Genomic DNA, 14,126 nt, shown 5'->3' with positions numbered 1-14,126 from the left:
GCATCTGCGCCGCAATCAGGAACGCGCGGCGGGAGAAGGTCGTTTGCCTGTCGACCATCGGCGCGCAGGCGCGTGAGAGCAATTTGCTCACGCAACACACATTGATGCAGCAGGCACTCAGTGCGCTGCCGGTACCCATCACATTTCTGCGACCCGGCTGGTTCATGGAAAACGTCGCGTCGGATGTGGGACCGGCACGCGACGATGGCGTCATCGCCAGTTATTTGCAGCCGCTCGACCGACCTGTGCCGATGGTCGCAACCGAGGACATCGGTCGCGTCGCCGCGACGCTGCTTCGGCAAACGTGGACCGGTGTGCGCATCGTCGAGCTGGAGGGACCGCGTCGCGTGAGCCCGAACGACGTTGCCGCGGCGTTCGCTCGCGTGTTGGGCCGGCCCGTGCGTGCGGAGGCGGTGAACCGGCGGGATGGGGAGTCGCTATTTCTATCGCAGCGCATGAAGCATCCGCTGCCGCGAATGCGCATGCTCGATGGCTTCAACGAAGGTTGGATCCGCTTCGAAAGACCTGCCGATGAAATCCTGCGCGGGACGACTGAACTGGACACGGTGCTCGACGCGCTGGTCAAACGTTCCGCGTAGCAGCAAGCGCCCGAGCCGGCGGCGTGCCGCGCATGTACACGTCGCGGCCGGCTTGGGAGTGTGAGGAAGTTTGCAATCAGACACTCCCATCAGCGCGAGCGCGACCCGCCTTATGCCGTCGCAAATGATGCCAAAAGTGTCATTTGTGATTATGGTCAGCGGATCAGGTTGCGGCTAGACTGCAAAGCGTTCCGGCCATCGTGATCGTTGGCCATACCTTGAACACTAGAGCCAGTCATGCCCGAAATGGAAGTTACGAGTAAAGCCGGCGGCGCGCACGCGCTAGACGACGTCATCTGGAATGCGCTCACCGGCAAGCAACATGGCTTTGCCGTCGGAAGCGAGCGGGCACTGCGGTTCATGTCGCCAGTCGCGCCGTTTACTGCGATGGTCGATACGAGTCCGGCGTCGTTCGATGCGTTGCGCGAACTGATCGACGAGCATGGGCCAGTGGCGTTGGCGACCGTGCAGGCGGTCGAACCGGACGCCAGTTTCTCCATCGTCAGGCAAGCGTCGCTGCTGCAGATGGTCTGGCAACGCGACTCCGTTCCATCGCCGGCATTGGAGTACCTGAACCTCGACGAGCGCGACGTCCCCGAGATGCTTGCGCTGACCGCGACAACGCAGCCGGGACCTTTCGGTCCGCGCACTATCGAACTCGGCGACTATCTCGGCATACGCAAAGAAGGAAAGCTGGCCGCGATGGCGGGCGAGCGCATGAAGATCGATGGCTACACAGAAGTCAGCGCCGTCTGCGTGGACCCGGCTTTCCGCGGGCAAGGACTTGCGGCTGGCCTGATGAAGCGGCTGATCGAGGCGATCTGTGCGCGCGGCGAGACGCCGTTCCTGCACGTGCTCGCGTCCAATCCCGGCGCGCTTGCAATCTATCGGGCAATGGGCTTTGTCGAGCGTCGCGAGTTGCATCTGATGGTGCTTGAACGCGCGCCGCGTTGAACGCGAGTGGTTGGCGTGCTTTATCCCGCTACTTCGCGCTGCCCATACTGCCATCAAAGATCCAGTACGAGTCCTCCGATTTCGCGTGCGATACGAAGAGCACGATCCGTGCAGTCTTATCGTCGTCGCGCAGCACACGATCGCGATGAGCGGCTGGTCCCGAACACAGTCCCGTGCGGCATGATCCGCAGGTACGAACAGCGCCTCGATTCGCGACGCGCGATCTGACGGAGTTGCCAGGTTGCGAAGACTGGGGGCAAAGCCCGCCCGGCAGCGGAGAAATCGAACGCGGCTCGCACGCGATCCGTGTCGTCGCCTTGCTTGGCGGGCCAGCGCACAGAGTCTGGCCTGGGTGTGGCGATAGTCTCGTGACCGCTGGTATGAATTCGGTGCCGCGCGAGTGGCATGTCGTTTGCGACAGTCGGCTTCCACACCATATTAATAACGAGAACCATCATGCAACCCGACCACACCGCCGCCGAATTTGCCCAACCTCACGCCGTGGCCGGCGCACCTTCGGATGACGCCGACGACGCCGCGTGTCGGCCTGCGGTGCGGGCGCGCGCACGCGCGACCTTCTGTTTCGCGTGGTTGTTCGGGCTGGAGCCGTTCCTGAGCGCACCGCCCGACGATGCGACGAGGCTCGATCGTCATCGACCCATCGGGCGTTGAAAATAGCGTTTCCGGGCAACGCAATTTCTACAATCGGCTTCGCCTGATCCAACGTATGGGTGCGTGCCGGCCCTTTAACCGTTCGACCTGCGGGAATAGCCATTGCGCGTGACCAGCGATGGGAGACGTTCCCATTGAACTGGACATCCGCCATGCAAACCGACCCCACCATCGATCCCATCGCCGACCCCGCCAATCAGCCGCTCGACGAGCCCGGCGAACAGCCGCGACCATTTCCGGACACGCCGCCCGACAGCGACCCGCTCGCGCCGGGCTCTTCTCCCGAGGACGAGGACGCGCTCAGGCACTCACAGTGCAAGCCATAAGACCGGACCCGGCGGTATCAGGGAAACTCCGCGTAAAAAAGCTCGTGGCTGGGCCGTTAATTCAATACGGAAGGCTTCACTGATGTTTGCCATCCGCTTTCAGCGCGGGTTTTGTCACGCGGCGGCCGGCGCCGCAATTCACCTCCGGGCAACACCCGTGCTGAAGGCTTCTTCGCGCGCGCCCATATTTGATAAAGAACTCGCGGGCGTGTCGGCGAAAGGAAAATCAAAAGACAGCCGAGAAGCGCGCTCTTTCCGTATTGACGACTGACTTTCAGTTAGCTTCGGCTGGAGCGTTGAGCTGTCAACTCGGGCAGCGTGTCGGGCGGATTTGGTAATCGTAATTACGCGAATATCCGGCGTGATTTCAACCAGAATTAACTCGCCAATAAATGTGCGGTTGATGCGAATGACGGAAAAACGACATCACAAGCTTCGCGAAGTTCCTGGCTTTGCGAAAAACAAGCCCGATTGATCCAGAAGGCGACGTCTTCACTCACGCCATTTCAAGAAATCGCCGCACTTCAATTACGAATCGATCACGCCCATTCGCGGCGCAAAGCCTAAATCGCTGTTGTGAACGCGCAACTTTATTTTTGAGAGATTGCAAAATTCATCGAATAAGTGGTCGTAATGGATCGAGCTGTTCTTGCAATAAGCACCGCAAAAACAAGCACTTAACGTCTTCCGATCGCACATTGTTGCGCAATTCGAAAAATCCTGTTGTGTGATCTACCGGCGCCCCCTATTAGGGTGTCCCCCTACACTCACGCTTCGCTTCAAGGGTGCCAGGCCGACCCAACCGGTTCGGCCAGCGGGGGCGACAGCGACGCGATGCGTTCCCTGTCTGCGCAGGTCCCGCTCCCCGTAAAATTTTTCGAATTGGAGTTCCCATGAAAAAGAGTCTCATCGTCGTCGCGGCTGCCGCATCGTTCGCTTCCGTCGCTCACGCACAAAGCAGCGTGACCCTGTATGGCCTGCTGGACGCGGGCCTGACGTACACGAGCAACGTTAACCACAACTCCAAGTGGGCAGCAGGCAGCGGTGGCATCAACCAGAGCATGTTCGGTCTGCGTGGTTCGGAAGACCTCGGCGGCGGCCTGAAGGCAATCTTCACGTTGGAAAGCGGCTTCAACATCAACAACGGCAAGTTCGCTAACAACAACGGCATGTTCAACCGTCAGGCATTCGTCGGCCTGTCGAGCGCGCAATTCGGTACGGTCACGCTGGGTCGCCAGTACGACGCGGCGCAAGACTACCTCGCACCGCTGACCGCAACGGGCAGCTGGGGCGGCACTTACTTCGCGCACCCGTTCAACAACGACAACCTGAACACCAACGGCGGTCTGTCGGTCAACAACTCGGTCAAGTACTCGAGTGCTAACTACGCTGGCTTCACGTTCGGCGGCACGTACGGCTTCTCGAACCAGGCTGGCGCATTCGCAAACAACCGCCAGTACAGCTTGGGCGCTGCGTACCAGTGGCAAGGCCTGCACCTCGGTGCTGCCTACGCCCAGCAGAACAACCCGGCGGCTAACGCTAGCGGCGCATCGGACGGCATCCTGGCGAACACGTCGGGCGTTTTGACGGGCGACTTCCGTCAGCGTCAGTTCGGCGCGGGCGCTTCGTACGGCTTCGGCCCGGCGCTGGTCGGCGTGGCATGGACGCAATCGCGTGTGGACAACCTGGTCGGCGCAGCACCGGGTCAGCGTCAAGGCCATACCAACAACTACGAAATCAACGGCAAGTACAACCTGACGCCGGCTCTCGGCCTGGGTATCGCGTACACGTTCACTGACGCACGTGGCTACGGCGTCAACGCTGACGGCAACGACATGAAGACCCGTTACCATCAGATCGGCGTGCAGGCGGACTACGCGCTGTCGCGTCGCACCGACGTCTACGCTCAGGCTGTGTACCAGCACGCAATGGGCGACGGCGGCGTGGCTTCGATCTACAGCGGCGACAACTCGGTTCCGACGTCGTCGTCGAAGAACCAGACGGCTGCTACGGTTGGTCTGCGTCACCGCTTCTAAGCTTCTCAGAAGCTCCCTGTAGGACCGAAAAGGTGCCGTTCGCGGCACCTTTTTTTCATGCTTCGCTGACAAGAATTGACTTTTTCCCAGGCTCGCTTCGAGTAGTCTCGGGTTGATCGTTTTTTCGGACACTATTTCGTCGGCGACGCGAGCGCGGGTTTTGCGCGCACGCGCTTTTATGCATGAATATCCTTTCCTCCGAATCCATCGCGGCACGGCCGGTCATTCGTGAATTAACCGACGACCAATGGCAACGTATCGCGCCGCTGCTGTCCGGAACGCCCAATGACGGGCCGCGTCGCGGACGTCCGCCGCTCGATATTCGTCGGGTGCTCGATAGTGTGATGTGGGTGCTGCACACGCACGCGCCGTGGAGCGCAATGCCCGATCACTACGTGCCGTATCAGACTGCGCATCGCTACTATCTGCGCTGGAAGAAATCGGGCGTGTTGACCGCGATCATGCTTGCGCTGTTCAAGACCGATGCGGTCCTCGAGATGCGCGCGAAGCGCAGGGGCGGTGTGCGCGCGAGCCAGGTCGCGAGCGACTCATCAGCGCCGTAACATAGCGGCAGGCACTTGCCACGCCGTCGGCCGGATCACGTCCGTGGCGGCCTTTTTCCGGTCGCGGCCCGGCTTTCGCACCAGAAGCGCACCTTCGCGCGCACGACTCAGTCTGTTTCGTCTGAACGCGCATAGGTTCGAGATCGAGCACGTCGATCCAATAGTCTGACGGTTGTTCCGTTGCCGCGCTCTACCGTCCAGCGCACGCGCCGCCTTTCGGATGCTGCGCTGCGCGAGCGCGAACAGCTGCACCCGCGCCGGTGCGTGCGCGGGACGGTCGAGCGCCGTGCATAAGCGATAGGCGTTATCAAACCGCTACTGGGCAGGCCGGTTCCGATTTGGTCCGGGTACGCAATGGGCTCTACTCTGTCATTTGAATGACGGACAGTTCACGGCGACAATGGCTAGGCTTTCGGTCAGAAAGGCTTCCAACCAGAACCAGCAGCGGCGCGGCCCGCGCCTCAGGAGACAATGCGATGACACAGCACATGTTCGACGAAGGTCTCCAGCGGCGCGAGGCCAACTATGTCCCGTTGACGCCGATCGACTTCCTCATGCGCGCCGCACAAGTGTATGGCGAGCGGCTCGCGATCGTTCATGGTGAGATTCGCCGCACCTGGCGCGAGACCAGCGAACGCGCGCGGCGGCTCGCGAGCGCGCTGCGCCAGGCCGGTGTGGGTCGCGGCGATACGGTCGCGGTATTGCTGCCCAACATCCCGGCGATGGTCGAAGCGCACTTCGGCGTGCCGATGGCCGGGGCGGTGCTAAACACGCTCAACACGCGGCTCGACATCGCCTCGCTACTGTTCATGCTGCGTCACGGCGAGGCCAAGGCGCTGATCGTCGATACCGAGTACGGTGAGTTCGCGCATCGCGCGGCGCTCGACTTTCCGCATCTGCGCATCATCAGCGTGGCCGACGCGGGGCCCGCCGACGCCGCGCAATTTATCCGCGCGACCGATTACGAGCAGTTCCTGCAAGGCGGCGACCCAGCCTTCGAATGGACGCAGCCGGCCGACGAATGGGATGCGATCGCGTTGAACTACACATCGGGTACGACCGGCGATCCGAAGGGCGTCGTCTACCATCACCGCGGCGCGTATCTGAACGCGCTTAGCAATATCCTCGAATGGGACATGCCGAAGCATGCGGTGTATCTGTGGACGCTGCCGATGTTCCATTGCAACGGCTGGTGTTTTCCATGGACGGTGGCCGCGCGCGCGGGGGTCAACGTCTGCCTGCGCAAATTCGACGCGCAGACCGTATTCGAACTGATTCGCCGCGAGCGCGTCACGCACTATTGCGGCGCGCCGATCGTGCAGAACGCGCTCGCGAATGCGCCGGCCACATGGCGCGAGGGCATTACGCAGCATGTGTCGACGATGGTCGCGGGTGCGGCGCCGCCGCCCGCGGTGATCGCGAAAATGAAGGAGATCGGTTTCGATCTCACGCACGTATACGGGCTGACGGAAACCTACGGGCCCGCGGCCGTCTGCGCGAAACAGGACGAGTGGGACGCGCTCGACGACAACGCCCGCGCCGAACTGACCGCGCGGCAGGGCGTGCGTTATCACCTGCAGGCGGCGGTCGCGGTGCTCGATCCGGACACGCTCGCGCCCGTGCGGGACGACGGCACGACGCTCGGCGAGATCATGTTTCGCGGCAACATCTGCATGAAGGGCTATCTGAAGAACGGGCGCGCGACTGAAGCGGCCTTCGATGGAGGCTGGTTCCATACCGGCGATCTAGGCGTGCGCACAGCGGACGGCTATGTCCGCATTCGCGACCGCAGCAAGGACATCATCATTTCCGGCGGCGAGAATATCTCGAGCATCGAGGTCGAGGACACGCTGTACCGGCATCCGGCGGTGTCGGTCGCCGCAGTGGTCGCAATGGCCGATCCGAAGTGGGGCGAGGTGCCGTGCGCGTTCATCGAGCTGAAGGAGGGCGCGCAGGCGACCGAGGGAGAGATCATTGCGCACTGCCGGCTGTTTCTGGCCGGCTATAAACTGCCGAAGGCCGTGCGCTTTGGCGAATTGCCGAAGACCTCGACGGGAAAGATACAGAAATTCGAATTGCGGGCGCGGATCAAGGCGGAGCAGAACGGCTAACGCGCCGCCTGCCGCGAACGAAGCGCAAACATCGACGCACGCGCCCGCGCCGTCAGATCCCCACCTTGTGCGCATTCAGGATGAGCCGCAAGCCGAGCGCGGTCACCGCGCTTGCGGCGATCCGATCGATCCACGCCTTCCAGCGCAAATAGACTTCACGCGGGCGTTTGCTCGAAAAGCAAAGCGCGACGACCGTGTACCAGCCCGCTTCGATCGTGAAGATCGCCGGCGGCAGCGCGAAGTAACACCACATCGGCGGATGCTGCGGCAGCAGCGCGGCGAAAATACTGCCGTAATAGACGGCCGTCTTCGGATTGCTGAGTTGCGTGCTCAGGCCGATCCAGAACGATTTGCGCGGATTCCCACCGCCGGTCTGCTCAGCCTTGAACGCGAGCGGCTTTGCGGCGCCGCGCCAGATTTTCGACGCCAGATAAATCAGGTACACGCCGCCGGCAATTTTCAGACCGACATAGAGCCATTCGACCGTCGCGAGCAGCGTATACAGCCCGAGCAGTGCGATGCCGCTAAAGAACACGCCGCCGATGCCCATGCCGAGCGCCGTCGCTAGCCCGTCGCCGCGCGACAGGCCGATCGCGTTGCGCGCGACGATGACGAAGCTCGGTCCGGGACTCATCGCGCCCAGCAGCAGCGCGGCGAGAATCGTGAGAATGGCGGTCGAGGCGGGCATTATCGGGTCTCCTGGAAAGGGTGGCCGTCGATGGAAAAGTGAAGTGACGGGCCAATGGCGGGTCTTCTGACGAATATCGCATTGTCCGCCAATCGCGCCGCTTAAGTGACGAACACTGGAAACTCGTAAGCCCCTCGCAACAAGCGCTATTCGAGAAAAACGGGTGCTGCGAACAGAAGAAATTGGGTGCTAGAATGCCCGTCCATACGCTGAAGTTCTCTCGGAACAATGAGGCGAGACACGGGCGCAATTCGAACTGTAGCAAGCGAATTCGCCTGATTCTGGTAGCCGTCACGGTGCTTAAATTCAGGATCAACAGGGCATGTCTCCAGGTGCGCATCGTGACGCATCGGGATCGACGCCGTGCATTCGAATGGCCCCCGTTCTCTCTGAATTACGCATCGGCTTCGCGTCGTTTTGCGAAATTCCTGTTTGTCTAACGCCAGCATTAGCTGCGATATCCATACGTTATGAAAGAGCGACAAGGACAACAACGGCTGTTCGAATACGATGAAAATGCGCGCGAGCGCATGATCGTGTGGATCCGCAACCGCATGGAAGACTACGGCATCACGATGGAAGCGCTCGCTGAATCGCTCGAAGCCGATCGGAACGCGGTGCGAGCGGTCCTGTACCGCGACGCGTTTGGTAATACGTGGGATGGGTACGGGGATAAGCCCGCGTGGCTAGCGCGTGCGATTCACGCCGGACAGAGCATCGATCATTTCCGCTGTTGATCGCCCCGCACGCTGCTGCGCTCAAAGGCCGTCTGTGTGGTCGGTGAGCGCACGCGGACGGTGCTCACCGAAAAGCGCGCCGACACCGTGCTGCCGATTGCGTCGATATGTAGACTGATGAGCGCGGTCGTGTCGCTCGATGCAAAGCGTCCGTTGCATGGCCCGCACGATCCGTCGCCGACGTCGTGAGGATCGGTCGCTGGCTACGCTGTTCGTTGAAATAGGCCGCGGCGGCACAGCGCTTGGCGACGGCGGGTGACCGGTCAGTTTCACATCGCAATCACCTTGCCGGGGTTCAGAAGATTGTACGGATCGAGCGCGAGCTTGATTGCTTTCATCGCGGCCAGTTCGGCCGGCGAGCGCGACAGCGCGAGCAGTGTCAGCTTCTCTTCGCCGATGCCGTGTTCGGCCGATACCGAGCCGCCCATCTCTCCGGTCAGTTCATAGACGACCTTCTTGACGTCGGCGATAGTCTGCTTGGTCCAGTCCGGCTCCTGTACCACCACATGCAGGTTGCCATCGCCGAGATGGCCATACACGAGGATCGTCGCTTGCGGCCAGCGCGCGCGCAAGCGCTCGTCGCAACGCTGGGCCGCCTCGCCCGCCTGGGCCACCGCGAAGCTGATGTCGAACGAGATACGCCCGGGGATCAAACGCGGATACTCGGCCGGCGCGTCGCGAATCGCCCAGAACGCCGCGGCGTCCGATTCCGATTGCGCGATCGCCGCATCGACGATGACGCCGGCCTCGAGCATGTCGGCGAGAAACGCTTCGAAAGCTGCGTCCTGACGCTCGGGGTCGGCGCCGCAACTCTCGATCAGCACGTAGTAAGCGTGATCGCCCGCGAGCGGCGCGCGCAGTTCGGGCATGCGTTGGCGGATGAAGCCGGCGTAGCTCGGCCACATCACCTCGAATGCGGACACGCCGGCCGGCAGGCGCTCCTGCGCGCGGCCCAGCAGTGTGGTGACCGCATCGTAGTCAGGCATTCCGCACCATGCGGTCGACACCGCGCGCGGTTTGGCCCGCAGGCGCAGCACCGCGGAGGTGATCACCGCCAGCGTGCCTTCGCTGCCGGCCAGCAGATTGCGCAGATCATAGCCGGTGTTGTTCTTGATCATCTTGCGCTGGCCGCCGATCACGCTGCCGTCCGCGAGCACCGCCTCGACGTCGAGCAGCTGGTCGCGCATCATGCCGTAGCGGATCACGCGGTTGCCGCCCGCGTTGGTCGCGATATTGCCGCCGATCGTGCAGCTGCCGCGCGCGCCGAGATCGAGCGCGAACATGAAGCCGGCCTGCTCGGCCGCTTCCTGCACGAGCTGCAATGGCGTGCCGGCGAGTACGGTCATCGTCGCACTGACCGGATCGATTTCGACGATGCCGTTCATGCGCTCCAGGCTCAGCGCGATTTCACCGTCCAGCACGCAGGCGCCGCCCGCGTGGCCAGTCATCCCGCCTTGCGTGACGACCGATTGCCGGTATTGATGACAGATCCGCAGCGCGGTGGCGACCTCGTCGGTCGTGCGCGGCCGCACCAATGCCACCGGTATCGCCGCGGGTGTACTGCTCCAGTCTGCGAACTGGCGGTTGCCGAACTCGGCAGGCAGGCTCACGACGTCCGCGCCAAGCGCGTTGCGCAGCGCCGCGATTGCTTCTTCGCCGCCCGTCGTGCGCACACCAGCATGGTTTTCCTGCATCAGACGTCTCCTGATCGTTACACGAACGAAGCCGGGTCTTGCGCGGCTTGCGCGTACGCACGCGATGGCGCGATGTGTCGCCCCAGCCAGCGCAGATAGCTGCGATCGAGCGCCGAAATATCGCTGCAACCGAGCAAACCTAGCGCTCGATCCACCTCTGTTTTCAAAATCTGAATCGCACGTTCGGCACCCGGCTGGCCGCCGGCGCCAAGACCGTAGGTCGTCGCGCGCCCGAGCAGCACCGCATCCGCGCCGAGGGCCACCGCCTTCAGGATGTCCGAACCGCGGCGGAAGCCACCGTCGAGCATCACGCAGAGCTTGCCGCCGACCTCGTCGACGACTTCGGGCAGCACGTCCATCGCGGATACCGCGCCATCGAGCTGCCGCCCGCCGTGGTTCGACAGCACGATGCCGTCCACGCCTGCCTGCACCCCCTTCAACGCGTCCGGCGCGCCGAGCACGCCCTTGACGATCAGCTTGTTCGGCCACAGATCGCGCAGCCAGCGGATATCGTCCCACGATAGCGACGGATCCAGTTGCTGGCCCAACGTGATGGTGGCCCCTTTCACGCTGTTCTGCCCAGGCGGCAACAGATCGCCCAGATTGGCGAAGCGAGGCATGCCGCTGGGCCACAGCACGTTGGCCATCCAGCGCGGATGGCCCAGCACGTCGAACTTGTTGCGCCAGTCGAGCATCAACGGTTTGATGTAGTTGCGCAGGTCCCATTCGCGCTTGCCGAACACCGCGCTGTCCGTCGTGACGACCAGCGCTTCGATGCCGGCAGCCTGCGCGCGTTGCGCAAGCTGCGCGAGGAATGCGCGCGTGCGGTACATATAGACCTGCATCCACACGCGGCCGCCCGCGCGTCGCACGACGTCTTCCAGCGCGACGGTCGACACGTTGCTCAGCACGAACGGAATGCCGGCGGCCGCCGCGGCGCTGGCGAGCTTGACGTCGCCCTCGCGAAACATCAACCCGCTGTAGCCGGTGGGGCCGATCATAAAAGGCGACGCGCTGCGCTGCCCCAACAGCATCCTGCTCTGGTTGCGCTGCTCGACGTTCACCAGCGTGCGTGGCAGAAAAGCGATTTCGCCGAAGACATCGCGATTGCGCCGCAGCGTCGCCTCGTCCTCGGACCCGCCTTCGATGTATTCGAAACAGAAATTCGGCAACCGCCTGCGCGCCATCGCTCGCAGATCGTCGATGCTGTGCGCGCGGTTCACGTCGCGTCCCGAATAAAGGCGGCGTTTCAATTCAACTCTCCTGGGCTGGTCGATTGGTGTTTCAGGTGGCCCGCCGCAGCGCGGTGCTGCGGCGTGCACTGCGTCAGGTCACCACGCCCACCTGCCAGGGCACGAATTCGCTCTGTCCATAACCGTGCACTTCGCTCTTCGAGCGCTTGCCGGATGCGCAGTCGAGCATCATCCGGAAGATCGATTCGCCGAGCTGATCGATACTGGCCGTGCCGTCGACGATGCCGCCGCAGTTCAGATCGATGTCTTCCTCCTGGCGCTCCCACAACGCGGTGTTGGTTGCCAGCTTCAGCGATGGCGACGGCGCGCAGCCGTACGCGGAACCCCGCCCGGTCGTGAAGCAGATCAGATTAGCACCCGACGCGACCTGGCCCGTTGCCGACACCGGGTCGTAGCCCGGCGAGTCCATGAACACGAAGCCCTTCGCATCGATGCGCTGTGCGTATTCGTAGACTTCCACCAGATTCGTCGTGCCGCCCTTGGCCACCGCGCCGAGCGATTTTTCGAGAATGGTCGTCAGGCCACCCGCCTTGTTGCCGGCCGATGGATTGTTGTCGAGTGCGCCGCCATTGCGCGCGCAGTAGTCCTGCCACCACGCGATGCGCGCAAGCAGCTTGTCGCCGACCGCCTGGCTCGTCGCGCGACGCGTCAGCAGATGCTCGGCGCCGTAAACTTCCGGCGTCTCCGACAGGATCGCGGTGCCGCCATGCCGCACAACGCGGTCGACCGCGGCGCCCAGCGCGGGATTCGCGGAAATGCCCGAATAGCCGTCCGAACCGCCGCATTGCAAGCCGACGCACAGGTGCGAGGCCGGCACCGGCACCCGCTCGACGCGGTTCGCGTCGGCGAGCATCTCTTGCACCGTTGCGATGCCGCGCTCGATCGTCTTGCGTGTGCCGCCGCTGTCCTGGATCGTAAAACTGCGCAGTTTCGCGTCGTTGCGGCTCAGGCCGCCGGCTTCGAGCACGCCGTCGATCTGGTTGGTCTCGCAGCCGAGCCCGACGAACAGCACCGACGCGAAGTTCGGATGCACCGCGTAACCCGCCAGCGTGCGGCGCAAGATCGCGATGCCCTCGCCATGCGTGTCGATTCCGCAACCGAGCCCGTGCGTCAACGCAACGACGCCGTCCACGTTCGGATAGTCGGCGAGTGCTTCCGGATGCACATCGCGCCGGAAATGATCCGCGATGGCCCGCGCGACGGTGGCCGAGCAGTTCACACTGGTCAGCACGCTGATGTAATTGCGCGTTGCAATCCGCCCGTTGTCACGGCGGATCCCCATGAAATACGCGGGTTCGTCGACGTAAGCGGTCGGATGCGTATCGACGCCGAACGCATGATCGCGCGAAAACTCGGACATCCCGAGGTTCTGAACGTGAACGTGCTGGCCACGTCTGATCGCTTCGCGCGCGACGCCGATGATCTGGTTATAGCGCTTGACCGGCTCGCCCTTCGCGATGTCACGCGTCGCCACTTTATGCCCTGGCGGAATCAGACCGCTAACCACGAGTTGTTCCGCGTCGATGCGCGTGCCCGGCAGAAGCTGCCGGGTAGCGATGATCACATCGTCAGCGGGATGCAGGCGGATCACCACCGGCGCGACGCTAGTTTGAGTCGACATAAAAAAGCCTCGAAAACAGAATGAAGCGGTAGGTCAGATCGTGGAACCCGCGCTCTTCGCACTCCGGTGTTCGGATTCGAGCGACAGCGGCTCGATGCGGCCCACGATTACAAGATAGCTGAATGCGCCGAGAAAGCAGAAGCCTCCGGCGACGACCAGCGGGATCGTGAACGAACCCTTGCTCAGCGCGACCATCATGCCGGTGAACGTGGTGATTACGATGCCGGCCAGGTTGGACGCGAAATTCTGGATACCGCCGATCGACGCGACGTGGCGCGGCGTCGGCGCGACGTCGCCGGGCAGCGACCAGATGCTGGCCGCTGCGAACGCGAGACTGCCGTACGCGATGCCGAAAAAAGCGAGCATCAGATAGACATTGGACGTGAACGCCGACAGCGTGATCACCGACGACAACAGCATGCCGCCGACCATGCAGGTCTTGCGCGCAGCCGTCAGACTCCAGCCGCGCCGGAACAGCGCATCCGACACATAGCCGCCGAGCCAGCCGCCGGGAATCGCGATCAACGCCGGAATCATGCCGAGCGTGCCGAGCGATTTCAGCGAGAAGCCGCGGGTCTGCACGAGGTAGCTGGGGAACCACGTGATGAAGAAATAGATCACGAAGTTCAGGCAGAAAAAGCCGAGCATCATGCCCCACAGCGTGCGGTGGCGAAACAGCGATGCCCACGTGACCTTGCTTTGCTCATTGCCCGCGTTCTCGACGGGCGCAACGTCTTCGGCACCGGTCATATCGGCGTGCGCGGGGCTGCGGTAGATCACGAGCCAGCCGACGATCCATACCGCGCCGAGCAGACCGGTCAGGATAAACGCCGCTTTCCAGCCGAGCGCGCCGATGATCAGCGCGACGACCG

The 14,126-nt window shown here is 62.9% G+C and carries 14 protein-coding genes and 1 pseudogene; 10 read left to right on the top strand and 5 right to left on the bottom strand.

Annotated features, from left to right (window positions below; genetic code table 11):
- Positions 1–2: 2 nt before the first annotated feature.
- The 8 genes and pseudogenes from VGH68_RS10170 to VGH68_RS10135 form a co-directional block, all read left to right on the top strand.
- A pseudogene (locus tag VGH68_RS10170) lies at positions 3–599 on the top strand (NmrA family NAD(P)-binding protein); the annotation flags it as partial.
- Positions 600–836: 237 nt separating this feature from the next.
- Positions 837–1,553, top strand: coding sequence for a GNAT family N-acetyltransferase (locus tag VGH68_RS10165; RefSeq protein ID WP_331603467.1), 717 nt, complete (start codon positions 837–839; stop codon positions 1,551–1,553).
- Between the two features lie 456 nt (positions 1,554–2,009).
- Complete coding sequence (locus tag VGH68_RS10160; protein ID WP_331603466.1) at positions 2,010–2,225, top strand: hypothetical protein; 216 nt, start codon at positions 2,010–2,012, stop codon at positions 2,223–2,225.
- A 152-nt stretch (positions 2,226–2,377) separates the two neighbouring features.
- Positions 2,378–2,551 carry a hypothetical protein gene (locus tag VGH68_RS10155; protein WP_331603465.1) on the top strand — a complete coding sequence of 58 codons (174 nt, stop codon included), beginning with the start codon at positions 2,378–2,380 and terminating at the stop codon, positions 2,549–2,551.
- Positions 2,552–2,633: 82 nt separating this feature from the next.
- Positions 2,634–2,822 carry a hypothetical protein gene (locus VGH68_RS10150; protein WP_331603464.1) on the top strand — a complete coding sequence of 63 codons (189 nt, stop codon included), beginning with the start codon at positions 2,634–2,636 and terminating at the stop codon, positions 2,820–2,822.
- A gap of 622 nt (positions 2,823–3,444) precedes the next feature.
- Positions 3,445–4,587: a porin gene (locus VGH68_RS10145; protein WP_331603463.1), complete on the top strand. Its 1,143-nt coding sequence runs from the start codon at positions 3,445–3,447 to the stop codon at positions 4,585–4,587.
- A 182-nt stretch (positions 4,588–4,769) separates the two neighbouring features.
- The gene (locus VGH68_RS10140) at positions 4,770–5,150 is read left to right on the top strand and encodes a transposase (RefSeq protein WP_331603462.1); all 381 of its coding nucleotides are present in this window, start codon (positions 4,770–4,772) and stop codon (positions 5,148–5,150) included.
- Positions 5,151–5,626: 476 nt separating this feature from the next.
- Positions 5,627–7,261, top strand: coding sequence for an acyl-CoA synthetase (locus VGH68_RS10135; protein ID WP_331603460.1), 1,635 nt, complete (start codon positions 5,627–5,629; stop codon positions 7,259–7,261).
- 52 nt (positions 7,262–7,313) lie between these two features.
- On the opposite strand, the gene VGH68_RS10130 is transcribed toward VGH68_RS10135, so the two are convergent.
- Positions 7,314–7,949: a LysE family translocator gene (locus VGH68_RS10130; RefSeq protein WP_331603459.1), complete on the bottom strand. Its 636-nt coding sequence runs from the start codon at positions 7,947–7,949 to the stop codon at positions 7,314–7,316.
- 470 nt (positions 7,950–8,419) lie between these two features.
- Between VGH68_RS10130 and VGH68_RS10125 the strand changes: the two genes are divergently transcribed.
- Positions 8,420–8,686: an H-NS family nucleoid-associated regulatory protein gene (locus tag VGH68_RS10125; RefSeq protein ID WP_331603458.1), complete on the top strand. Its 267-nt coding sequence runs from the start codon at positions 8,420–8,422 to the stop codon at positions 8,684–8,686.
- A 12-nt stretch (positions 8,687–8,698) separates the two neighbouring features.
- The gene (locus VGH68_RS10120; protein WP_331603489.1) at positions 8,699–8,875 is read left to right on the top strand and encodes a hypothetical protein; all 177 of its coding nucleotides are present in this window, start codon (positions 8,699–8,701) and stop codon (positions 8,873–8,875) included.
- Positions 8,876–8,955: 80 nt separating this feature from the next.
- Here VGH68_RS10120 and VGH68_RS10115 read toward each other — a convergent pair whose 3' ends face one another.
- The 4 genes from VGH68_RS10115 to VGH68_RS10100 all read right to left on the bottom strand — a co-directional run.
- Positions 8,956–10,380, bottom strand: a complete 1,425-nt coding sequence (locus VGH68_RS10115) for an FAD-binding oxidoreductase (RefSeq protein ID WP_331603457.1) — start codon at positions 10,378–10,380, stop codon at positions 8,956–8,958.
- Between the two features lie 17 nt (positions 10,381–10,397).
- Positions 10,398–11,633: an alpha-hydroxy acid oxidase gene (locus VGH68_RS10110; RefSeq protein ID WP_331603456.1), complete on the bottom strand. Its 1,236-nt coding sequence runs from the start codon at positions 11,631–11,633 to the stop codon at positions 10,398–10,400.
- Positions 11,634–11,706: 73 nt separating this feature from the next.
- Positions 11,707–13,254, bottom strand: a complete 1,548-nt coding sequence (locus tag VGH68_RS10105; RefSeq protein WP_331603455.1) for an altronate dehydratase family protein — start codon at positions 13,252–13,254, stop codon at positions 11,707–11,709.
- Between the two features lie 33 nt (positions 13,255–13,287).
- The coding region (locus VGH68_RS10100; RefSeq protein WP_331603454.1) for an MFS transporter at positions 13,288–14,126 on the bottom strand (839 nt) is incomplete at its 5' end.

It is taken from the genome of Paraburkholderia sp., assembly GCF_036488505.1.
In the GTDB taxonomy this organism is placed as follows: Bacteria; Pseudomonadota; Gammaproteobacteria; order Burkholderiales; family Burkholderiaceae; genus Paraburkholderia.
This window is presented reverse-complemented; position numbering and strand designations above follow the sequence as displayed.